The following is a 21,915-nucleotide window of genomic DNA, read 5'->3' as shown; positions in this document are numbered from 1 at the left end:
ACTCCGGTCTCGGGACCGAGATCCCGCCGGCGGAATTTTCTGCCACTCCGGTCAGACGAGAGACAGGACCGGGCGTGTTAGCTCGGAATCCGCGCGTTTTTAGGCTCCGACGCGGAGTTACGGGTGAATGAACCCGGCGGTCCACTTGGACGGCATCACGAAGCGATTCCCCGGGGTCGTCGCGAACGACGACGTCGATCTCGCGGTGGAGCGCGGGAGCGTCCACGCCCTGCTCGGCGAGAACGGGGCCGGTAAGACCACGCTGATGAACGTGCTGTACGGCCTCTACCAGCCGACCGAGGGGACCGTCCGCCTCGACGGCGAGCCGCGGTCGTTCGACTCGCCGCGGGACGCGATCGACGCCGGCGTCGGCATGATCCACCAGCACTTCATGCTGGTCGACCCGATGACGGTGTGGGAGAACGTCGTCTTGGGCAACGAGCCGAAGAGCTGGGGCGGACTCCGCGTCGACAGGGAGGCGGCCCGCGAAGCCGTCGTCGAACTGAGCGAGCGCTACGGGTTCGACGTGGACCCGGACGCGAAAATCGCGGACATCTCGGTCGGCGAACAGCAGCGCGTCGAGATACTGAAGGCGCTGTACCGCGGCGCCGACGTGCTCATCATGGACGAGCCGACCGCGGTGTTGACCCCGCAGGAGGTCGAGGAGCTGTATGGCGTCTTCGACGAGCTGACGGAACAGGGGAAGACGATCATCTTCATCTCGCACAAGCTCGGTGAGGCGCTGTCGGCGGCCGACGACATTACCGTCCTCCGCGACGGGGTCAACGTGGGCACCGTCGCCGCGGCCGACGTGACGCGCGAGGAGCTCGCGGAGATGATGGTCGGCCGGGAGGTGCTGATGGACCCCGCGACCTCGCCGCAGGAGGCGGGCGAGCGCGTGCTTGAGGTGACCGACCTCAGCGTCGAGGACGACCGAGGCGTCGAGGCGGTCTCGGACCTCTCCTTCGAGCTCCGGGGCGGCGAGATCCTCGGGATCGCGGGCGTCGACGGCAACGGGCAGTCCCAGCTCGTCGAGGCGGTCACGGGGCTGCGCGAGACGGCGTCCGGCGAGATCCGCTACCGCGGCGAGTCGATGGTCGGGAAGACTCGCCGGGACCGGATCGACCGCGGGATGGCGTTCATCCCCGAAGACCGCCAGGAGCGCGGCCTGGTGATGTCGTACGACCTCACAGAGAACGGCATTCTCGGGAGCCAACACGACGAGCCGTTCGCGCGCGGCGGCCGGCTCGACTGGGGCGCGGCGCGCGACCACGCCGAGTCCGTCATCGAGCAGTACGACGTCCGGCCGCCGGACGCCGAGGCGGAGGCCGAGTCGCTGTCGGGCGGCAACCAGCAGAAGTTCATCGTCGGGCGGGAGTTCGAGCGCGACCCAGAGCTCGTCGTCGCTACTCACCCGACCCGCGGCGTCGACATCGGCTCGACGGAGTTCCTCCACGACCGGCTGCTCGAACTGCGCGCCGAGGGGAAGGCGGTCCTCTTGGTCTCCTCGAAGCTCGACGAGGTACAAGGGCTCTCCGACCGCCTCGCGGTGATCCATGAGGGGGAGTTCACAGGGGTAGTCGACCCCGCGACCGTGACCGAAGAGGAGATCGGCCTGCTGATGGCGGGCGAGTCGCTCGACGACGACTCCGTCGAGGGGGCGGCCCTCCACGACGCCGCAGTCGACGGCGCGGACGGCGCTGAAGGCGCGGACGACGCGTCGAACGACGGGATCGACGGAGCGACCGGCGGTGAGGAGGGGGTGGACGCGTGAGCGATTCTGACTCAGAGGAGAGTCGGGGCCAGTCCGTCCTTGCCCGCGTGGTCGCGCCGTTCGTCGACCGGAGCGTCGCGGAGCGGCTCCTCATCAGCGTCGCCGCGATCCTCCTTTCGATCGTCGTCGGCTTCGCGCTCGTGCTCGTCTCCGGTCGGATCGCGGGGTGTTCGAGCGCGGCGTGGACGATGCCGCTCACCGGACTCGGCTTCTGTTACGACCCGATCGAGGTGTACCTCGTGCTGTTCAACGGCGCGCTCGGCTACCCGTTCGCCGTCGGCGACCCCGGGCTGTTCACCCCCGGATGGACGCCGTTTAACCTCTCGTTCGGGCTGACGCTCTCTGAGACGACACTTTTGATCTTCACCGGGCTCTCCGTCGCCGTCGCCTTCCGCGCCGGCCTGTTCAATATCGGGACGCAGGGACAGCTGGTCGTCGGCGCGCTCGCGACCGCGCTCACGGTCCTCGCGCTCGCGCCCCTCCTCCCGGCCGGCCCCGTCGCCGGGGTCGTGCTGATCGTCGCCGGCACCGCGGCCGGCGCGGTCGGCGGCGGGCTCTGGGGCGCGATACCCGGCGCGCTCAAGGCGTACGCCGACGCCAACGAGGTGATCACGACGATCATGCTCAACTTCGTCGCCGCGAACGTCGCGTACGTGCTCGTGTTAGAGGTGTTCCGCGCCGAGGGCTCCTCGGTGGTCGCCACCCGCTACGTCCCCGAGTACGCGCAGTTCCGGCCGTGGCTGTTCCCCGCGTCCAGCGACTTCGCGCTGCTCGCGCTGCTCGGCGGGGTGGTCTTCATCGGCGGGCTCTACTACTTCGTCGAGCACACGTCGCTCGGGTACGACCTCCGGACGAGCGGCGTCCAGGCCGCAGCGGCCGAGTACGGGGGCGTGAACGCGAAGCTCACGACGGTCCGGGCGATGACGCTGTCCGGCGCGCTCGGCGGCGTCGGCGGCTCGGTGTGGGTGCTGATGTCCGAGGGGCGGTGGATGGCCTCGATCCCCGACCTCGGCTTCGACGGGATCACCGTCTCGATTCTGGCCGGGAACAACCCGATCGGCGTGTTGCCGGCGGCGTTCCTCTTCGGCGTCCTGAAGGGCGGCGCCTTGGAGATCGGCTTCCGGACCGACGTCCCGACCGAACTCGTCGCGGTGCTGCGCGGGCTCATCATCCTGTTCGTCGCGATGCCGGAGTTCTTCCGGATGATCGGGCGGTACACCGGCGTCGGCGGCGCGCGCGGTGCGGGCGGCTCGGGGTCGACGGAACCCGACGAGCCCGCCGGCGGCGACGGAGGTGAGACCGATGCGTAACCCGCTCTCGCCGTCGTCGCTCCTCGCGGGGGCGAGCGAGTCGAGCTACGTGCGCTCGCTGGTCGTCGGCACCGTCGGGGTGCTCGCGCTGCTCGGCGTGCTCGGGGTCGCGTTCCCCGAGTCGGTCGCGGGCGACCTCTCCCGCATCGTCTTCTCGACGAGCACCGGGGCGTCGACGGCGCGGCTCGCGGCGCCCATCGTGCTCGCCGGGCTCGGCGGCATCTTCGCCGAGAAGTCGGGCGTGATAAACATCGGGCTGGAGGGACTGTTAATCATCTCGGCGTTCGTGTCGGTGTACGCCGCGTCGGTCGTCGGGGTCGGGAACGCCGTCCTCGGCGTCCCGGCGCTCGTGGTCGCGTTCCTCGCCGGCATCGCGGCCTCGACGTTCCTCGCAGCGGTGTTCGCGGTCGTCTGCATCGAGTTCAAGGCCGACCAGATCATCGCCGGGCTGGCCGTCTGGCTCATCGCCTTAGGGCTCGCGCCGTTCATGTCAACCGTGTTCTTCGGCGGCGTCAACACGCCCAACCTCGGCGTGAGCGTCGGGTGGCAGTACTCCGCGACGCTGGTGGTCCTCGCGACCGTCGGCTCGTGGTGGCTGCTGAACCAGACCGCTTTCGGGAAACACCTCCGGGCTGCGGGCGAGAACCCCAAGGCGCTCGACACGGTCGGCGTCTCCGTCTCGAAGGTGCGGTACGCCGGCGTCCTGCTCTCGGGCGTCCTCTCCGGAGTCGGCGGCTCTGCGCTGGCGCTGTCGATCGGCCAGTTCGTCGGCTCCGGCGAGACGATGGTTCAAGGAAAGGGGTTCATCGCCATCGTCGCGTACCTTTTCGGCAACTACAACCCGATCGGGACGCTCGGGGCGGGCGCGCTGTTCGCCGGCCTCGACGCGATGCAGATCCGGCTCCAGCAGCTCGGATACGCGGTCCCGGACACGCTGGTCCAGACCATCCCGTACGTCGTCGTGATCGTCGTCCTCGCGTTGGTCGGCCGGACGCAGATCCCCGAGGCCGCCGGGGAACACTACGAGACGGAAGAGTAGTCGCGACCGGACGGGCTCCCCGTCGTGGCGGCTTCGACAGTCCGAGCCGCCAGCTTCGACAGTCCGAGTCGCCAGCTTCGACAGTCCGAGCCGCCAGCTTCGACAGTCCGAGTCGCCGGCTTCGACAATCCGAGTCGCTGGCTTCGTCAGTCCGAAGCGCTAGCCTCGTCGGCGGGCGACGGAAGCCGCAGGTCGGCGAGGTCCTCGGTGTCGCCGACGCCGGTGACGATCTTGACCTCGTCGGTGATCGGCACACCGACGCAGGAGAGGCGGGCGTTCGCCTCGCGGATCTGCTCGTCGGAGAGGATCGACTGCCCCGGCATCGCCACGTCGCCCTCGACGACGACCACGGCGCAGTTCGAGCAGGCGCCGCCGCGGCAGGCGTACGGCCACGACCGCCCGCCGCGCTCGGCGGCCTCAAGTATAGATTCGCCGGGCTCGACCAGGAAGCGCCCGTACTCCGGCAGGCCGAGGTCGGCTTCGGCCGCCTTCTCGAAGAGGTCCTCGTCATCGATCGACCAGCCGCTCTCGGCGATGACGCTCCGGTCCAGGTGGTAGACGGTCGAGGGCGAACCGGTGCGGACCGGCTCCACGGACCCCTCCGCGTACCGCCGGACCACGTCCGCCGCCTCCGCGACCGGCCCGTCTGCGAGGTCGTCGAACCAGTCGCGGACCGTCGACGGCGCGAGGTTCGATTCCCCGGCGACCGCCTCGACGTCGACCCCTTCGAGCCGGGCGATCGTCGAGACGAGCCGCGGCGAGTCGAGAGCCGCAACCGTGTCCTCGATCCACTCCTCGGACCGGTCGTACCACGAGGCGAGCTCCGCCGTGCCGATTCCCCTGTCGTACGCGACGGCGACCATCAGCGCCGCGGTCGCCTCCGCCGACTCAACCTCCGCGAGCCACGCGCGGAGCCGGTCGGCGTCCACGCGGTCGAGCTGACCCATACCAGAACCACGTTGTTCCGGGCCCCTAAACGGTGAGCCTGAACAGTTAGGGTCCGGGGCTCGTCCGTCGAGAGCCGGTCCGCCGCTGTATCTCGTCCCCGCGAGTCCGACCGAAACGGGAGCAAAGAGTTTTGCCGGGCGCACGACACGGTCCGGTAATGGATATCGACGAGTACGACGTCGTCGTGGCGGGGGCCGGGACCGCCGGCTGCTACGCCGCCGCGACGATCGCGAACGAGGGGCTCGACGTCGTCATCGTCGAGCGAAAGGACGCTGAAGAGGCCGGCCACATCGCCTGCGGCGACGCCCTGAAGGGGGCCGACGCCTTCCCGGAGGCGATCCCGAAAGACCGGCTGGAGCCGGCGTTCACGAACACCGGCGTCGACCACGGCCGCTTCGAGATCCCCCAAGAGGACACGATCCTGGAGATCCCGGTCCCCGGCGAGCTCGCCGTCATCGACCGCTGGGAGTACGGCCGCCAGATCATCTCGGGCGCCGAGGACGCGGGCGTCGACTTCCACTACGACACCGTGATCAACGACGTGGTCCAAGACGAGACGGGCCGCGTGAGAGGCCTCAACGCGGTGCGGAACGGGGACCCCGTCACGTACGCGACCGACGTCGTCATCGACGGCGCCGGGTCGCTCTCGCTGCTCCAGGACAAGGCCGACTTCGAGGGGACCACCTTCGACACGAACGTCCGCTACTCGCAGTTCTGCTCGGCGTACCGCGAGATCGTCGACGTCCCGGAGCCGGTCGAGTGGGACGACGCCTTGGTGTTCAAAGCGACCGACCGCGCGGCGGGCTACCTCTGGTATTTCCCGCGGACAGCGACGGAGATCAACGCCGGGCTCGGCTTCCAGATGACCGAGGAGCCGATGCAGCTCGTCGAGTCGCTGAAGAAGGACCTCCGGGACCGCCCCGAGTTCGAGGGCGCGGAGGTGCGCGACAAGCTCGGCGCCGCGCTCCCCACGCGACGTCCCTACGACTCGGCGGTCGCGCCGGGGTACATGGCGGTCGGCGACGCCGCCGGTCACGTGAACCCGACGACCGGCGGCGGTATCGCTGGCGCGGCGTACGCGGGCAAGTACGCCGGCGAGCAGGCGGTGAAGGCGATCTCCGACGGCGACGTGAGCGAGGAGAACCTCTGGCGGTACAACACCCGCGTGATGGACCACTTCGGCGGGCGCTACGCTGGCCTCGACGTGTACAACGTCCTCGCGACCGCGGTCGACGTCGACGACCTGATGGGCCTGCTCGCGTCGCTGCCGGGCGAGAAGCTCGCGGAGGCGTTATACGAGGGGTCGACCTCGATGTCCTTCGGGCTGAAGGTGAAGGCCGCGATCAAGTCCTTCGGCTACTGGGGGACGATCCGGAACTTCTACCAGACGAAGTCGCTGGCGGACGAGCTGATCGGCCACTACGACGAGTACCCGACGAGCCCCGCCGCGATGGCCAACTGGACCCGCGAGCGCGACGCCATCATGGACCGCGTCTACGAGACGACCGGCGCCGACGCGAAGTATTGAGGCCGTGAGCGGCTACCGGCTCACCACCGTCGAGACGGTCCGGGAGGAGGGGTCGTGGGCGTTCACCGCCCGCGAGGGCGACGCCGACCGCGAGGTGTTCCTCGTGCCGTGCGCGGACGAGCCGGACGGCGGAACAGCCGAGGACGGATCGGATGCGGGCCAGCCCGTTCGCGCGTGGATCAACCGCTGTACCCACGAGGACCAGCGGCTCTACCGCGAGGGAGTGGGCGCCGTGACGCGGGACGGTTCGGTCGTCTGCCCGAAACACGGCTCGGCGTTCGATACGTGCGAGGGCTCCTGTGACAACGGCGAGGCGGCGGGGACGACGCTGCGCGCTATCGATATCGAGGTGCGCGACGGTGCGGTGTTCCTCACCGACGACGACCTCGCGTACCTCTCCGAGGGGTTGCCGGACGACGACGGCGACGACGACGCGGGGCCGTCGTCGAGCTCGCACCTGACGTTCTGAGTCGAGTACTATCCGGAAGGCCAGTTCGCGGTCGGGCGTCTCTATACGATGTCTTTGTTGCGATCGGCAGGACCGAGATATCTCATCTCGGTACGGTCAGTACGAGTGAGTCACAGATAGCTCAGTCCAGGTTACGCCGAGATCGCTCAGTACAGGTGACCAGAAATCACTCATGGCTCGGGTCAGCCTCCATGTCTTGGATTTCCAGAGATATCTCGCCGTTCCCCCATAAAATCACTATCGCGTCATGCGTCGTAAACTCCACCTTGATCGTATTCTCATCTCCGTCTTCACGGAACATCCTGTCAAGAGCCCCAGGGTCGATGGATTTGTAGAGTACACATTCCTCTTCGGTTACATCTCGTCCCTTCACTTCCGAAAGAGCCGTAATAATAGCGACGCTCAAGGATTCGTCTTCGTCCGGCGTATACCGCTGCGACGGTGATTCAGTTCCCATACACCAACATGGAACAACTATTAAATGAGGTTATTTTCCGAGTGGACATCTTATAGTTGTCAATTGGTTCGTTCACTCGTTCTATCCAGAAGTTCAGTACGCACTCTTAGTCGACCGGCTGTTACTATCTCCGAAGAGGAGGGCTACGTCAGAACTCATCTTACGGATGGCCGCTTCGCAATGCCGTCTGTCGAAGCTCCTGCCGTTCATTTATAAGCGGTTAACCGTTGATCGGCGGCGAACGCTTCCAAAGCCCAGCCGCTCGGCCGCACGCTTTTACCTATAAATGGCCGATCGACACCGACATCACCGAAGCCCCAGTCGGGAGGCGGGCGCACGCTCGCTGTCGTTCGAGACGCCGAAGGCGTCTTGTGATGTTGCCAGACTCCGGAGGAGTCTGGCAGCTAGCCAGAATCTCCGATTTCTGGCGATGACGAGAGAGCTTTGCCCTCTCGAGCCACGCTCCTCGTTCGCTTGCGCTGCTCGCTCCCTGTGGTGCTTGCGTCGTCATCAGAACGCGAAGCGTTCTGATTGGCTCACGAGCGCTCCGCTCTCGTGAACGCCTGCGCCCGCCTCGCGGCTGCCCCTTTGAGTCCCGCCCCGCACAGCAACCGCACCTCACGCCTCCCCAGCCTCGCCGCTCACGCCCTGCGGGCGTTCGCGGCGTCCCTCGCACGCGCTCCTCGCGGCCGCCGGAGGCGGCCGCTCGGAGGCGCGCGCCACCGCATTCGCTTATAAAATCAATCGCAGACGTTTTTAACCCAATCCGAAAAATCGCTCCAGATCGCTACGGCCGCGTCTCGGCGACGCGCCGGATCGCGCCGGCAATCACGTCGATGCCGATCCCGATGTCGTCCTCGACGACGTCGAAATCGGTCGTGTGGTGGCCGCCGGGGTGATCGGTGCCGACGCCGAGGTAGCAGGCGAGCCCACCCTGCTCTTGGACGCGGTTCATGAGGTAGGTGGCGTCCTCCGAGCCGCCGAGATCGTCGCTGTCGACGATGTTCGTGACGCCCGCCACGTCGCCCGCGGACTCGCGGACGAGGCCGGCGAGCGCGTCGTCGCTCGTCGCGCTGGGCGCCTCGCCGAGCGTGGAGACGTCGACCTCGCAGTCGTGCATCTCGGCGGCCGAGTCGAGGACCCGGTCGGCGTGCTCGGACATGTACTCCGCGAGGTCCGTCGTCTGCCCGCGCAGTTCGCCCTCGATGTGCGACTCCTCGGGGATGATGTTCGTCGCGGTGCCGCCGCCGACGAGCCCGGCGTTCACCCGCGTGGGGCCGTCCGCGTGCCGCGGGATGGCGTAGAGGTTCTGGACGGCGGCCGCCATCGCCTGAACCGTGTTCCGGCCCTGCTCAGGGCGCGCGCCGGCGTGCGCGGGCTCGCCGGAGAACTCCGCGAGGAAGTGTCGCACCGCGAGGAACCCCTCGACGCCGCAGACGACCTCGCCCGAGGGGTGATCTAAGCCGACGTGGACCGCGTAGAGGTAGTCGACGTCGTCGAGGTGCCCCGACTCGGCCATCGGCTTCCCGCCGGCGACCTGCTCTTCGCCCGGCTGGAAGAACACCTTCAGCGTGCCGGCGAAGTCGGAGTCGAGGACGGCGTCGAGCGCGCCGAGCCCCATCGTCGCGTGGGCGTCGTGGCCGCAGGCGTGCATGAACCCCTCGTGTTCGGATCGGAACCCCTCCCCGGCCGGGACGTGGTCGTCGGACTCCGACTCCGTGATCGGGAGGGCGTCGATATCGACCCGCAGGCCGACCACGGGGCCGTCGCCGCGCTCGACGACCGCGACGCAGCCGGTGTAGCCGCCCGAGAGCTGGTCGAGGATTTCGAGGTCGGCGCCGGCCTCGCGGGCCTGCTGTTCCCACTCCGCCAGCTCCTCGTCGTCGGGGACGTTCAGGCGCTCGTCGGTCGCCAACGCCTCCGGCCCGACGTGAAGCGCCGTCAGGTCGCGCTCGCGGAGTGCCTCGACGATGCGGGCGGTGGTGTAGAACTCGCGCCACGCCGGCTCGGGGTGGCGGTGGAGGTCGCGGCGGAACGCGCGGTACTCGTCGCTTTCGAGAGCGCTCATACCGCTGGATTGCCCGGCGACCGCTTAAACGATCGCCTCCCGGAGGGCAACGCGAAGAGCATCGCGAAGAGCGGCGCGGAAGGCGACGCGGAGAGCATCGCGGAGAGCGGCGCGGAGGGCGCCGAGACCGCCCGCCCGCGTTCGCTTCACTCGTCCGCCGGCCCCATGCGCTCCGTGTAGTCCCACGCGTGGAGGCGCTCGGGTTCGATCCGGATCTCGACCTCCTCGCGGTCGGGCCGCAGGAGCCGCTCGGCGGTCGGGTTGTCGGTCCCGCCGAGGTACTTCGTGAGCAGCGAGCGCAGGAGCCGCTTGTCCTCGTCGGGGACGACCGTCGCCCGGCCGCGGCCGCGGACCCCCTTGTACGGCGGGTCGTTCGTCGACACGTCGAAGGAGACGCTGTCGTCGTGCTCGACGAACTCGACGAGGTCCGCGCTCGCGCTCGTCGCGCAGCGGATCGCGTCGGCGTCGGGGTCCCACGCGAACCACAGCGAGACGATCCACGGGTGGTCGTTCGGCGTCCGGCAGCCGAGGCGGACCGGGACGCGCGCAACGGCGAGGAACTCGTCGACGCGGTCGCGGTCCCACGGGCCGGTCGGATCCATACCGATCCCTCGGCCGCGTTCCGCCTAACAGTTCCGGCGGAGTGGTCGAGGTGACACTCCGCGCAGCGTCCCCGTCGGTGGTACCGTCGCCCCGGCCGACCGCGGAACACAAGAGAATTGACCGTCCCCGCGCGATGGGAGGTATGACCGACTACTTCGAGGTCCACGAGCGCGACGGCGCCGCCCGGCTCGGGGCGGTCCGCCTCGCCGACCCCGTCGCGACGCCGGCGCTCGCGGACCCGTTCCTCGACGACGCCGGGAGCCTCTGGGCCGGCGACCGCGAGGTGCCGGACGGCGACGAGAGCGCGCTGACGGTGCTGCCGCATCGGTCGTTCCCGGCCGGCACGCGCGACGAGGTCCGCGAGTCGTTCGCGGTCGACCACCCGGACGCCGACTTCCCCTCCGCGGCGGTCGTCGACAGCCGGAGCGCCCGCGACCTCGGCGCCGACGCGTACCTCCTCTCTGACGCGCAGGGGTTCGTCGGCCACGGCGAGGCGTTCCGGGACGCGATCGTTCGGGCGAAGGGAAGCCTGCCGCCGGACGCCGCGCTCGGCCTGTCGGGAGTCGCGACCCCCCGAAACGTCGCGCTGCTCGCGTACGCCGGCGTCGACCTCGTCGACGCGACGCTCGCGCGCACGAAGGGGACGCAGGGGATGTACCTCACCGCCGACGCGGCGCACTTCCTCGAGGACCTCGACGAGCTCCCCTGCGCCTGCCCGGCCTGCGCGAAGCCCACCGAGGAGTTCACGCGCGCCGACTGCGCCGACCACAACGTCAACGCGCTCCGCGCCGAACTGCGCCGGGTCCGCGAGCGGATCCGGAGCGGCCGCCTGCGCGACTACGTCGAGGGACAGGCCCGCCACGAGGGGTGGCTCACGGCCGCGTTCCGCGAGTTCGACGATCAGTGGGGGTACGTGGAGGAGCGGGCGCCGCTCATGCGCGACGCGGAGGTGACGGCGGCGTCGGCGGAGACGCTCGACCGCGTCGAGATCCGGCGGTTCGCCGACCGCGTCACGAGCCGCTACCGGAACCGGTTCACCGACCAGCCGCTCGTCTTGGTCCCCTGTTCGGCCACCAAGCCGTACAGCGACTCCCAGAGCCACCGCCAGTTCCACGACGCGATAAAGTGGCGCGGCCACACCGTCTCGATGACTTCGCCGATCGGCGTGGTGCCCCAAGAGCTGGAGACGACGTATCCGGCCCAGCACTACGACTCGGTCGTCACCGGCGACTGGAGCGAGGGCGAGATCGGATTCGTCGCGGAGGTTCTGCGGCGGTACCTCGGACGCAACGACTACTCCCGCGTGATCGCGCACGTCCCCGCGGACGGCTACCGCGAAATCTGCGAGCGCGTCGAGAGCGACCCCGCGGTCGACGTCGAGTTCGAGTACACCTGCGTCGACCACCCGACGACCGACGAGTCGCTCGGCGAGCTGAACGCCGCGCTTCAGGGCGAGCCCGCCTACAGCAAGCGCGAGCGCGAGCACAACACGGTCCGCGCCATCGCCGACTACCTGCTCGGCGACGGCGCTGGCGACGACCTGTTCGGCGGGCTCGGCGCGGGCGGCGAGGGAGCCGAGGCGTACGGTGGCGAGGCCGACGTCCGCACCACCGGCCGCTACCCCAAGCTCCAGGTGTGGGGCGACGACCCGGACGCGGGCCGCGAGGGCGAGCCGGGCGAGCAGCTGGCGACGATGGTCCCGCAGTACGGCACCCTCTCTTTCACCCTCGCCGGCGCGCGCCGCTGGGTCGAGAGCGACGCGCCGACGAAGCGGGTCGAGATCGACTCTTTCGTCCCGCGCGGCTCCGTCCTCGCGCCCGGCGTTGTCGACGCCGCCGACGAGATCCGCGTCGGCGACGAGGTCGTGGTCGAGGGGCCGAAGGCGTTCGCGGTCGGCCGTGCGGCGATGTCCGGCCCGGAGATGGCCGGGTCGACGCGGGGCGTCGCGGTCGAGGTCCGGCACGCGGACGAGAAGTGACCGAGCCCGAGAGGGCGGTAGATCGACGGTCGGTCCGAACGGGTCGCTCGCACCACTGAGGCGCTCTTCCGTTTCGGTCGAGGGGGTCTCTCGTCCGGCAGGGACGACGGACGACGCGGTGACGGTCCTACGCGCTGTTCTCCTCGACGTACTCGCGGGCCGCCTCGCGGATGACGTCCTCGGGGCCCTCGACGCACTCGCGTCGGAGGTCCGGGTACTGCCCGTCGAGCTCGCGGGCGACCCAACCGTCGAGTTCGGCGACGGCCTCGACCGGCATTCCGTCGAGGTGCTCCGAGAGGAGGCTGGCGACGGCGCGGCTGACCGCGCAGCTCCGGCTCTCGAAGGCGATGTCCTCGATGCGTCCGTCGGAGACGGCGACGTGGAACTCGCCGTCGTCGCCGCAGGTCGTCTCCTCGGAGGACTTCACGAACGTCGGGTCGGTGATCGCGCCCGAGTTGCGGGGGCGGTGGTAGTGGTCGCTGATGCGGTCGTGGTAGCTGTCGGAGGCGAGGTACGCGTCCAGGTCGTCGCGGGCGGTGTCGACGACCTCGAGGAGGCGGTCGACGTCCGCGCGAGTGTTGTACACGTAGAACGACGCCCGCGCGGAGCCGGGGACGTCGAGTCGGTCGTGGAGCGGCTGCGTACAGTGGTCGCCGGCGCGGATGGCGATCCCCCGGTCGTTGAGGAGGCTGGAGAGGTCGTGGCCGTGGACCCCCTCGACGTTGAACGAGACGAGGCCGGTGCGCTCTTCGCCGACGCCGGGGCCGTACGTCTGGACGAACTCTCGGTCGGCGAGCTCCCGGAGGAGGTACTGCGCGAGGTCGTTCTCGTGGTCGCGGACGGCGTCCATCCCCAGTTCCGCGAGGTAGTCGACGGCCGCGCCGAGCGCGATGCCCTCCGCGATGGGCGGCGTGCCGGCCTCGAACTTCCAGGGGAGCTCGTTCCACGTCGAGTCGGTGAGCGTGACGTTCCGGATCATCTCTCCCCCGAACAGGAACGGGTCGAGCTCCTCGAGGATCTCCCGTTTCCCGTACAGTCCGCCGATGCCGGTTGGACCGGCGAGCTTGTGGCCGCTGAACGCGAAGAAGTCCGCGTCCATCGCCGCCACGTCGACGGGGCGCGTCGGGGCTGACTGGGCGCCGTCGACGACCGCGTACGCGTCGTGGTCGTGTGCGAGGGCCGCGAGGTCCGCGACGGGGTTGACCGTCCCGAGCACGTTCGAGACGTGAGGGGCGCAGACGACCGCGGTGTCGTCGGTGACGAGGTCGCGGGCGGCGTCCATGTCAAGGTGGCCCTCGGCCGTGACGGGGACGTGGCGGACGGTCGCGCCCGTGCGCTTGGCTATCTGCTGCCAGGTGACCAGCGAGGCGTGGTGGTCCATCTCCGTCGCGACGATCTCGTCGCCCTCGCCGAGGTGCCGGCCGAGACCGTACGCGACGAGGTTGATGCTCTCGGTGGTGTTCTTGGTGAAGACGACCTCCTCGCGGCCGTCCGCGCCGAGGAAATCGGCGACGCGGTCGTGCGCCCGTTCGTAGGCGAGCGAGGCCTCGTGGCTGAGCTCGTGGATCCCCCGGTGGACGTTCGCGTTGTACCCCGCGTAGAACTCCTCGAAGACGTCGTACACCTGCTGGGGCGTGTGCGTGGTCGCGGCGTTGTCGAGATAGGTGAGCGGATGCCCGTTTACGCGTCGATCGAGCACGGGGAAATCCGCACGTACCGCGTCGGCATCGAAACTCATGTTACTGCCAAGACACCAGTTCCTGTTAAATAAACCCCAGATGATACTGGTACTCAATAACGCGGTCGACGGCGGCTACATGGCCGACGAGATCGTCCACTTCCTCCCCGACGCCCGCGCGTACGACTATCCCCACGAGGACGGCGACCCGAGCCTCGAGAACGTGGATGGCGTCGTTATCGGCGGAAGCGAGGTCGGGGTGTACGACGAGCCCGATCAGCCGTGGATCACGGCCCAGAAGCGCTTCGCGCGCCGACTCGTCGAGGAGGGCGTTCCCACGCTCGGCGTCTGTTTCGGCCATCAGATTCTGAACGCCGCCCTCGGCGGCGAGGTCGCGGACAGCGGGACGTCCCGCCTCCGGCTCTACGACGCCGATCTCGACGCCGACGAGCCGCTGTTCGACGGCGTCGAACCGACCGTGCCCGTCCTTCACTCCGACGTCGTGACGGAACTCGGCGACGGGATGGAGGTCATCGGGCGTGCGGACTACTACGAGTACTTCGCCACTCGACACCGCGACCGGCCGGTCTGGTCGGTCCAGTACCACCCCGAATTCACCCCGCGGATCGCCGACGAGTACGACGGCTGGGAGGCGGCCGACGGCTCCTTCGAGGACTCCACCGCCACCCGCACGCTCGCCAACTTCGCGGACCTCGTCGAGTCGTCCGAGAGCAAAAGGTAATTGGTAGGGGGTCGGGGCCGAAGGGGCGACGGGCGGTCACCGCGACAGTGGGGGTCGCGCTCGCACCGGGGCCGTTCGAGGTCCCTGCGCGTCTGTCGCGTGTCACGCCCGCCGGTCCGGGAACACCATCACCGGGACGTCCGCCTCTCGGATGAGGCGGCCGCCCGGGTCACCGGTGATCGTCCGTTTCCAATCGTCGATGTCTCTGGGGGTGAAGGCGACGAGCGTCGCCTCGGTCATGCCGACCGCGTCGACGAGCGCCGCCGCGACCTCCCGCGCCTCGAGCGTCACCCACTCGAACCGGAGGTCGTCTCGGTAGAGGATGTCGTAGAACCTCTCGTAGGTCGCTCCCGCGAACTGGTCTCGGCCCGTCTTGATCGTCGTCTCGCCGCTCTCGCCCCGCGTCACGTGCGTCACGATGAGCGTCGTCCCCGGGTCGAGATGTGGCCGAACCGCCCGCGCCGTGGCCTCGGCGTCGTCCGGGCCCGCGATCGGTATCAGAATGCGTTCGAATAGCTCGTCGTTCACGAGCGTCCCCTCTGCGGGCGCGAACAAAAGCGTGCGGGGCGTTCTCGGGGTAGTGTTCAGATAAGCTGATTCCATGCGAAGGCGAACGAGCTCAACCACTCGTTAGCGGTTTCTGCTTCGGCGTTGCTAAAACAGTTTGAGAAACTGGTAGTTCTGCGTTTTACTTCACGAAAGACACGTTCGACGCTGTTCCGATCTCCATGTCGTTTATATCTGAACTTGAGGTCATGTTTGCCACAAGCTCGCTGAAGTGGAACCGCGCCATCAACGAGAAAGATCGCGTCATCTACATCGTGCTTTTCGCGGAGCTCTGCGAAAAACTGATCTGCGATCACGTTTGTTCTTGTCGGCTCAAGCTTTGTATGGAGTAAATCGTTTGAGTCAGGATCGACGGCAGCGTACAGCCAATATTGTTCACCGTCAAGCTGAATCACCGTTTCATCGACCGCAACGTGATTCGGACTCCGACCAGATTCCGGCTGTAGATCAGCCTTGTGAACCCAGTTATCTACTGTGGATCGAACCCGATCAACACCGAATACCTCAAGAAACGAAACAGTATTCGAAAGCGATAATCCAGACAAATGTAGCTGAATACTGAGCTTCATCAACAGCTTCGGTGTTGCTTCTCGCTCCACAAACTCTAAGTTTATCTCGTCTAAACAGCCGCTGAGGCGGTCGTTTTCGGGCATGAATCACTTTGAAAACGTACCGCCTCACCTTTCAATCCTTATCTGAACACCGCCGTTCTCGGTTGCCGACCGTGCGGGTCAAAAATCGGTCGGCAGGCGGAGTCGAACGCCGCGCGGGGTGACCCTCCCGCTTCCCTCGTCATTCGCACAGAGTTGACATCCTCTCCGCTCTGAAGGGCGAAGATTCCCACGGCACTGCACCGCTGGGTTGGGATGGTTACGGTTTGTAGCCGTCTTGATGACGGCTACTGGCTGTGCCAACCAGCCGTTACTCCTATCCCGGCATGGGATTCGGAGGTACTTCTTATTGCCTGTACCCTATTTCGGCACGGAAGAGGGTGTCTTCCGCTTGAAATGAGGGAATCCCGATATTGTCCAATTAGTGGGGCGGGTAGACCGCCTCGGTTGCGTTTATCTACAGTTTTAACTCTCTTAAAACATCCGTTCAGTGCGTCGAACGTAGTTCGTGTAGGGGTGTCGGATTCATCCCCGTCGTGAACGGCGGGGCTTTCTCCTCGCACCTCCGTAACGCGAGTCGGAGGTCGCGGAGCCCGACTCGAAACCGTACGTCGACCGGTCTCCCGGGAGCTCACCCCCGAGACACCGTCACTCGTCGTCGTCGCCCTCTGCGCCGGCGAGTTCGGAGATAGCGGCCTCCGACTCTTCCGCGTCCTCGAGGAGCAGCCCCGTCCCGCCCGCAGCGATCATGCCCACGCCGATCGCGCGCAGCTGCCGGACGTACGCCGGCTTCGCTTCGAGCCCGGAGGCGTTGTCGAAGTTCTTTCCGATCATTTTCTTCGTGAGCCGGATGCTCGCCTGTGGGAAGAGTGCCGTCACGACTCCCTGGATGAGTATCAGCGCCGACCCGAACAGACGGCCTTTTTCGCAGTCTTTCACACCGATTCGTACGTGTCGCTGGGGCATAAATATTGCTCGTATTATCCAATACTGGTTTTACTACTCCGTCTACGTCCGAACCTTCGTTCCGTCTGGCATATTTTATTGTGGTTTAAATACAATACTGTTTTGCCGGGACGGCATCCGTGTACCACTCGCGAGGCGAGGCGGCGAACCGATCCGGCGCCCGCCTCAGTCGTCGGCGGTCGCCTCGGGGCGGTACGCCTCGCTGATCGCCTTCCACTTGCCGGAGCGGAACCGGAGGTAGTTGATCGCGGCGGGGATCGTCGTCTCCGCCATGAAGGCGAAGTAGAGTCCCCACAGCCCGATCGCGGGGAGCGCGACCTCCGGGACCGTGAGCCCGACGAGGGGAAGGTCGATCGCCGGCGTCGCGTCGTGCGCGCCGACGTACGCGAGCGGGATCGACACGCAAAACATGCCGAGGAACTGGCTCGCGAAGGGGATCTTCGTGTCGCCGGCGGCGTCAAGGGGGCCGGCCGCGCCGCCGGAGACGCCCTGGAATATCACGGCGGCGCAGGCCGCGTACACGAGGTTGACGGCGATCGGGATCTCCGGGCTGTCGGGCGACTGGGCGAAAAGCGAGACGATGTCGGTCGCGAATATCGCGATAAGCACCGCGGAGACGGCGTACGTCGCCACCGAGAAGCGGATGATGTCGCGGGCGTACGCCTCGGCCTCGTCGGGGCGCTCGACGCCGAGTTCCTGCCCGACCAGGCTGGAGGAGGCGAGGCCGAACCCCCAGCCGGGCGTGTTCATGATCCCCCAGATGCGGCGGGCGATGACGAACGCGGCCACGGTGTTCTCGCCGAACACGTCGAGGATGGCGAGCATGGGGAACTCCGCGGCGGTCCAGACGAGATTGCGCGCGCCGACCGGCACCCCGATCTCCACGAGGTCGCGTAACATTCCGGGGTTGACGTACGAGCCGGTCGGGTCGATCGCGACCGGGAACTCGCCGATGAGCGGGGCGCTGCCGCGGACGAGGCCGACGGTGAAGCCGGCGACCGCGAGGACGTTCGAGAGGACGGTCCCGATCGCGGCGCCCTCGACGCCCCAGCCGAAGCCGAAGATGAACAGCGCGCTGAGGACGATGTTCGCGATCGCGCCGCCCGCGCGGACCTGCATCGCGGTGTAGGCGTCGTCGCAGCCGACCAGCACGCGGCTGCCGACGAGGTTGAGCGCGGCGAAGGGGACGCCGAGGCCGACCACGCGGAGGTAGTCCGCGCCGTAGGCGATCGCCGCCTCGTTGCTGCTCAGGACGTCGATGAAGGCCGGGGCGTACAGCCAGAACGTCGCGCTGACCGGGATCGTGATCGCGACCGCGAGGAGCACGCTCGACCGGACCGCGTCGCCGAGTTCGACGAACGCCTCCGCGCCGTACCGCTGGGAGACCAAGGCGATGGTGCCGCCGGCGACGCCGCCGCCGAGCGCGAACGCGAGCCCCCAGTAGGGGCCGGCGAAGCCGACGCCGGCGACGGCGCTGGTGCCGACCGCGACGCCGACCATCGCGACGTCGACCGCGTTCTTCGACATCCGGGCGATCCCCGTGACGATCCGCGGCCACGCGAGGTCGGTCGTGCGGACCACGCGGTGTCGGTCGATCAGCCCGATCCTCGCGAGGGCGAAGCCGATGTAGAGGATGAGCGCCCGGAACGGGTTCGGGAGGCGGGAGACCAGCGAACGGAGGGAGATCGGAAGGCGAGACACGGCGGGTGCGCTCCTTTCCCGCTGGCGGCTAAAGGGGTTTCGTCACGCGGCAGGCGGTTCCGGATCGCGGGGGTCGCAGGCCCCGCATCGCCTCGCGGTCAGGCGCCGGAGACCAGGTAGACGGCGGCGGCGGCGAAGGCGATCCCGAGCCCCTTGCGGGCGGTGAACGACTCGCCGAGGAACAGGAAGCCGATGACCGACGAGAAGACGAGGAACATCGCGAAGATGGGCGTCACGACGCTCACCGGGCCCAAAGAGAGCGAGCGGTACAGCGCGAGGATGCCGATCCCGAGGAACACCCCGGCGGCGAGCACGTGTGCCAGCTTCGGCGACGCGAGGTGGGTCGTGAACCCCTGTCCGGTGTAGAGTATCACGCCGACCGCCATGGCGACGAGCAGCGTGTTCGAGACGATGACGGCGACGTCGCTCGGGATCGCGTTCGGACCGGTCGTGGCGACGCGCATCAGCGGCGAGACGAGCGCGTACGCGCCCATCGCGAGCAGCGCGTACGGGAGATACGTCGTGGCCGTAGCGTCCATATCCCGGGGTCGCCGCCCGGAGGCAAGTGCCTATCGACCTGCGTTCGGCACGTCCGACCGATCGACCGGGACGGAAACCGTCACGACCGTCCCCCGCGGCTCGCGCTCGGCGAACGAGATCCGGCCGCCGAGGTGGTCGACGCCCCACTTGACGATCCACAGGCCGATCCCGCTTCCGTGGCGCAGCGGCGTCTCGCTGCCGCGGTCTAACACGTCGTACTCCGCGGGGTCGATTCCGGGGCCGTCGTCGCCGACGGTGACCTCGACCCAGTCCCCCTCGACGGCCGCGTCGACCCGCACCCACGGCGGCTCCGCGTCGTTGTGTCGGACCGCGTTCGAGCAGAGGTTCTCCAAGACGACCTCCAACACGGCCGGAACCGCGACGCGGGGGACTTCTCCGATCTCGATCCGCGCGTCGGGGTCGATCGAACGCGCGTCCGCGACCGCCCCGTCAACGATGCGCGGGAGCCGGACCGACTCCGACTCCTCCGTCGGGTCGAACAGCTCTCCCGCGGTCCGGGTGCGCTCGCTGAGTTCGAGCATTCGCCCCGCGCTCCGCTCGATGACCGACAGGGCGCGCTCGTCGGTCGGGTCCGAGCGCAGCTGCTCCGCGTACCCCTTAATGAGGTTCGTCTCTGTCCGAACGTCGTGACGGAACACGCGGTTGAGCACGTTGAGGCGCTGCTGTTGGCCGAGGTACGCCCCCACGTCGTGGAAGGTTATCACCCGGGCGGTGGTGCGGTCGTGGTCGTCGACCACGTCCCTGACCGTCACCTCGTAGGGGCGTTGCCCGTCGCGGCCGACGATCGGGATCGCCCGCGGCTTGTCCCCCTCGGCGTCGAGGTCGCTGACCGCGTCGTACCGCGGCACGACCGCCGCCGCGGACTCCCCTATCGCCGTGCGCCGGTCGATGCCGAACGTCTCGGCCGCGCACTCGTTTAAGTCGACGAGGAGTCCCTCGGTCCCGACGACGAAGACCGGGTCGTGGAGCTGTTCGAAGACGAGCTGTCGCGCGCGGCGGCGCGGGGCCGGGGCGAGCGTCAGCAGCCGGAACCGCGAGAGCGCGAGCAGGTACGCGACCCCGGACACGCCGAACACCAGCGGGGTAGGGTCGAGCCCGGGGACCGGGATCGCGCCTGAGATGTAGGCGACGCTGCCGGCCCACGGCGCCGCAGTCCCGACGAGCAGGGCCGCGCTCTGTCCCCGGAACGGGCGGGCCTCGTCGCGGATCAGCTGGAGCAGGGGGACCGACCCGACCGCGCCGAGGAGGTAGGTGTATCCCGCGATGATGTAGTACAACGGGCCGGGGACCACGTCGAGGAACGTCCCGACGGCGGTCTCGCGCACGACGTGGTCGACCGCGAGGAGGTTGCCCGGGTCCCCCGCGGCCGCGACCGCGACGGTGGCGGCGGGGATGACGGAGACGATCCCCACGGAGAAGGGCGTCACGTAGCGGTCGTAGCCGGTGTACGCCAGCGCGAAGAAGAGCCACCCGACCGGGATCGCGACGACGCCGACCCACTGGACGTCGTACCACAGCGCCTTCGCCGGCAGCGTCGCCGCCTCCAGTTCGAAGACGAGGAACGTCGCCCACCACACCTGCCCGGCGAGCAACACTGCGAGCCACGTCGCCCCGGGTTCGGGGCGTTCCCGCCACGCGAGGATCGCCGCGGACGATCCGACCGTCACCGCGACGAGGAGAGCGACGGACAGCGGACTCAGCGCGGTCATAGAGTTTTTTACGGATAATAGATTTATAACTCATCGGGTCGAGTTATCTCATCGAAAAACGGGCAGCTGTGCCGTTCGGCGCCGCGGACGCGACCTCACCAGCCGAGCATGAGGAGCACGGCGCCGGCGACGAGGTAGCTACAGTCCGGCGCGACGCCGAGCGCCGCGTCGCCGAGCCGATCGACCAGCGCCGTGACAGTCACGGAGACCGCGAGGCCGACGGCGAGCGCGACCAGCGCGGTCGTCGACGCGGCGCCGGTCGCCGCGGCAGCCGTGAGCAGCCCGGCGGCGACCGCATCGACGCCGAACAGGATCCGACGCGTTCCGGTGACCCCGTACGCGACGGGGAGCGTCGCCACGCCGCGTGCGGCGTCGACCGCGACGTCTCTGACGTTCGGAACCTCGACGTCGACGAACGACCGGGCGGCGACGTACGCGAAGAGCGGGGCGACGGTCGGCGTCGCGACCGGATGGATGGGAACGCCGGCGAACGCGAGCGGCGCGGCGACGGCGGCGACCGCCCACGCGATCGCGACCGCCGCGGAGTTGAGGAGGAAGACGTCCTTCAGCCGCGGGAGCGAGACCTCGCCGAGCGGCCCGACGCGGGCACCGAGCGGCGCGAGTCGCTCGCCGGCGGCCGGGAGCCAGTCGGTGGCGTAGCCGATCCACACCGCGCCTGGGACGAAGACGAGCGCGAGCGCCGCGGGACCGGCGCTCACCGCGAGCGCCACCGCCAGCCCGTAGCTCACGGCGGCCGCCGCCATCAACTGATCGCCGTAGCGGAGCGCGACCCGGGCCCGCGTCGGCGTCGAGCCGGCGTCGCCCGCGGCGTCGGCGACGTGGTCCGCGGCGTACACCGCGAACGCGACGAGCCCCACCGCGACCGGCGCGGTCGAGAGCGGCACGCCGAGCGCCACCGTCACGACCGCCACCTCGACGGCCGCAACGACGGCCGTGAACGGCGCGCCCGCGACGAACGCGGCGAACTGTCGGAGCCTCCCCGCCTCGGGGGGTGTTGCGTGCGAACGATACTTCGCTGTCGTGCCGTCCGGCGTCGACGGCCTCGTCGGTTCGTTTGCCATAGGGACGTTCGCCGTCAGACGACGGCGAACGTCCGGTATGGGGGATCGAGACGTATCTATCCACCCCACGTGGTGTTAATAAAACCCAAATTTTTGCGGGATTAGGTCGGCCGGTCCGGCGCCG

The 21,915-nt window shown here is 68.5% G+C and carries 19 protein-coding genes; 7 read left to right on the top strand and 12 right to left on the bottom strand.

From position 1 onward, the window contains the following. Positions 1-127 precede the first annotated feature (127 nt). Genes F3H13_RS10440 through F3H13_RS10430 form a run of 3 tightly spaced genes read left to right on the top strand, consistent with a single transcriptional unit; the run spans position 128 to position 4,123 of the window. Positions 128-1,774, top strand: coding sequence for an ABC transporter ATP-binding protein (locus tag F3H13_RS10440; protein ID WP_149798975.1), 1,647 nt, complete (start codon positions 128-130; stop codon positions 1,772-1,774). Beyond that, complete coding sequence (locus F3H13_RS10435; protein ID WP_149798974.1) at positions 1,771-3,084, top strand: ABC transporter permease; 1,314 nt, start codon at positions 1,771-1,773, stop codon at positions 3,082-3,084. The genes F3H13_RS10440 and F3H13_RS10435 overlap by 4 nt, the downstream gene beginning before the upstream one ends. Then, the gene (locus F3H13_RS10430; RefSeq protein WP_149798973.1) at positions 3,077-4,123 is read left to right on the top strand and encodes an ABC transporter permease; all 1,047 of its coding nucleotides are present in this window, start codon (positions 3,077-3,079) and stop codon (positions 4,121-4,123) included. Before F3H13_RS10435 ends, F3H13_RS10430 begins: the two co-directional genes overlap by 8 nt. Positions 4,124-4,269: 146 nt before the next feature. On the opposite strand, the gene fer is transcribed toward F3H13_RS10430, so the two are convergent. Beyond that, entirely contained in the window at positions 4,270-5,070 is an 801-nt protein-coding gene (gene fer, locus F3H13_RS16575; protein ID WP_149798972.1) for a ferredoxin Fer, read from the bottom strand. Positions 5,071-5,228: 158 nt separating this feature from the next. Between fer and F3H13_RS10420 the strand changes: the two genes are divergently transcribed. Both F3H13_RS10420 and F3H13_RS10415 read left to right on the top strand, forming a co-directional pair. Then, entirely contained in the window at positions 5,229-6,599 is a 1,371-nt protein-coding gene (locus F3H13_RS10420) for a geranylgeranyl reductase family protein (RefSeq protein ID WP_149798971.1), read from the top strand. 4 nt (positions 6,600-6,603) lie between these two features. Further along, positions 6,604-7,068: a Rieske (2Fe-2S) protein gene (locus F3H13_RS10415; protein WP_149798970.1), complete on the top strand. Its 465-nt coding sequence runs from the start codon at positions 6,604-6,606 to the stop codon at positions 7,066-7,068. A gap of 166 nt (positions 7,069-7,234) precedes the next feature. Here F3H13_RS10415 and F3H13_RS10410 read toward each other — a convergent pair whose 3' ends face one another. From F3H13_RS10410 to F3H13_RS10400, 3 genes are all read right to left on the bottom strand, one after another. After that, positions 7,235-7,525, bottom strand: coding sequence for a HalOD1 output domain-containing protein (locus tag F3H13_RS10410; RefSeq protein ID WP_149798969.1), 291 nt, complete (start codon positions 7,523-7,525; stop codon positions 7,235-7,237). 787 nt (positions 7,526-8,312) lie between these two features. Next, positions 8,313-9,593, bottom strand: a complete 1,281-nt coding sequence (locus tag F3H13_RS10405; protein WP_149798968.1) for an amidohydrolase — start codon at positions 9,591-9,593, stop codon at positions 8,313-8,315. Positions 9,594-9,739: 146 nt separating this feature from the next. Further along, the gene (locus F3H13_RS10400; RefSeq protein WP_149798967.1) at positions 9,740-10,195 is read right to left on the bottom strand and encodes a pyridoxamine 5'-phosphate oxidase family protein; all 456 of its coding nucleotides are present in this window, start codon (positions 10,193-10,195) and stop codon (positions 9,740-9,742) included. A gap of 143 nt (positions 10,196-10,338) precedes the next feature. On the opposite strand from F3H13_RS10400, the gene arcS reads away from it, so the two are divergent. Then, positions 10,339-12,174, top strand: coding sequence for an archaeosine synthase subunit alpha (gene arcS / locus F3H13_RS10395; protein ID WP_149798966.1), 1,836 nt, complete (start codon positions 10,339-10,341; stop codon positions 12,172-12,174). Between the two features lie 127 nt (positions 12,175-12,301). Here arcS and F3H13_RS10390 read toward each other — a convergent pair whose 3' ends face one another. After that, a complete protein-coding gene (locus F3H13_RS10390) occupies positions 12,302-13,912 on the bottom strand; it encodes a SufS family cysteine desulfurase (RefSeq protein ID WP_149798965.1) in 1,611 nt (536 codons plus the stop codon). 40 nt (positions 13,913-13,952) lie between these two features. On the opposite strand from F3H13_RS10390, the gene F3H13_RS10385 reads away from it, so the two are divergent. Next, positions 13,953-14,594: a type 1 glutamine amidotransferase gene (locus F3H13_RS10385; RefSeq protein ID WP_149798964.1), complete on the top strand. Its 642-nt coding sequence runs from the start codon at positions 13,953-13,955 to the stop codon at positions 14,592-14,594. A gap of 102 nt (positions 14,595-14,696) precedes the next feature. On the opposite strand, the gene F3H13_RS10380 is transcribed toward F3H13_RS10385, so the two are convergent. The 7 genes from F3H13_RS10380 to F3H13_RS10350 all read right to left on the bottom strand — a co-directional run bounded on the left by F3H13_RS10380 (position 14,697) and on the right by F3H13_RS10350 (position 21,791). Continuing rightward, the gene (locus tag F3H13_RS10380; protein ID WP_149798963.1) at positions 14,697-15,122 is read right to left on the bottom strand and encodes a universal stress protein; all 426 of its coding nucleotides are present in this window, start codon (positions 15,120-15,122) and stop codon (positions 14,697-14,699) included. A gap of 56 nt (positions 15,123-15,178) precedes the next feature. Further along, a complete protein-coding gene (locus F3H13_RS10375) occupies positions 15,179-15,814 on the bottom strand; it encodes an IS6 family transposase (protein ID WP_149798962.1) in 636 nt (211 codons plus the stop codon). 606 nt (positions 15,815-16,420) lie between these two features. Next, positions 16,421-16,711: a hypothetical protein gene (locus F3H13_RS10370; protein WP_149798961.1), complete on the bottom strand. Its 291-nt coding sequence runs from the start codon at positions 16,709-16,711 to the stop codon at positions 16,421-16,423. Positions 16,712-16,903: 192 nt separating this feature from the next. Next, positions 16,904-18,439 (bottom strand): MATE family efflux transporter, encoded by a 1,536-nt coding sequence (locus tag F3H13_RS10365; RefSeq protein ID WP_149798960.1) that lies wholly within the window; start codon positions 18,437-18,439, stop codon positions 16,904-16,906. A gap of 98 nt (positions 18,440-18,537) precedes the next feature. Next, the gene (locus F3H13_RS10360) at positions 18,538-18,978 is read right to left on the bottom strand and encodes an EamA family transporter (RefSeq protein ID WP_149798959.1); all 441 of its coding nucleotides are present in this window, start codon (positions 18,976-18,978) and stop codon (positions 18,538-18,540) included. Positions 18,979-19,008: 30 nt separating this feature from the next. Next, positions 19,009-20,709, bottom strand: coding sequence for a histidine kinase N-terminal 7TM domain-containing protein (locus F3H13_RS10355; RefSeq protein ID WP_149798958.1), 1,701 nt, complete (start codon positions 20,707-20,709; stop codon positions 19,009-19,011). A 95-nt stretch (positions 20,710-20,804) separates the two neighbouring features. After that, positions 20,805-21,791, bottom strand: a complete 987-nt coding sequence (locus F3H13_RS10350; protein ID WP_149798957.1) for a UbiA prenyltransferase family protein — start codon at positions 21,789-21,791, stop codon at positions 20,805-20,807. Between the last annotated feature and the right edge of the window lie 124 nt (positions 21,792-21,915).

It is taken from the genome of Halorubrum xinjiangense (assembly GCF_900102375.1).
GTDB classification, from domain to species: Archaea; Halobacteriota; Halobacteria; order Halobacteriales; family Haloferacaceae; genus Halorubrum; species Halorubrum xinjiangense.
This window is presented reverse-complemented; position numbering and strand designations above follow the sequence as displayed.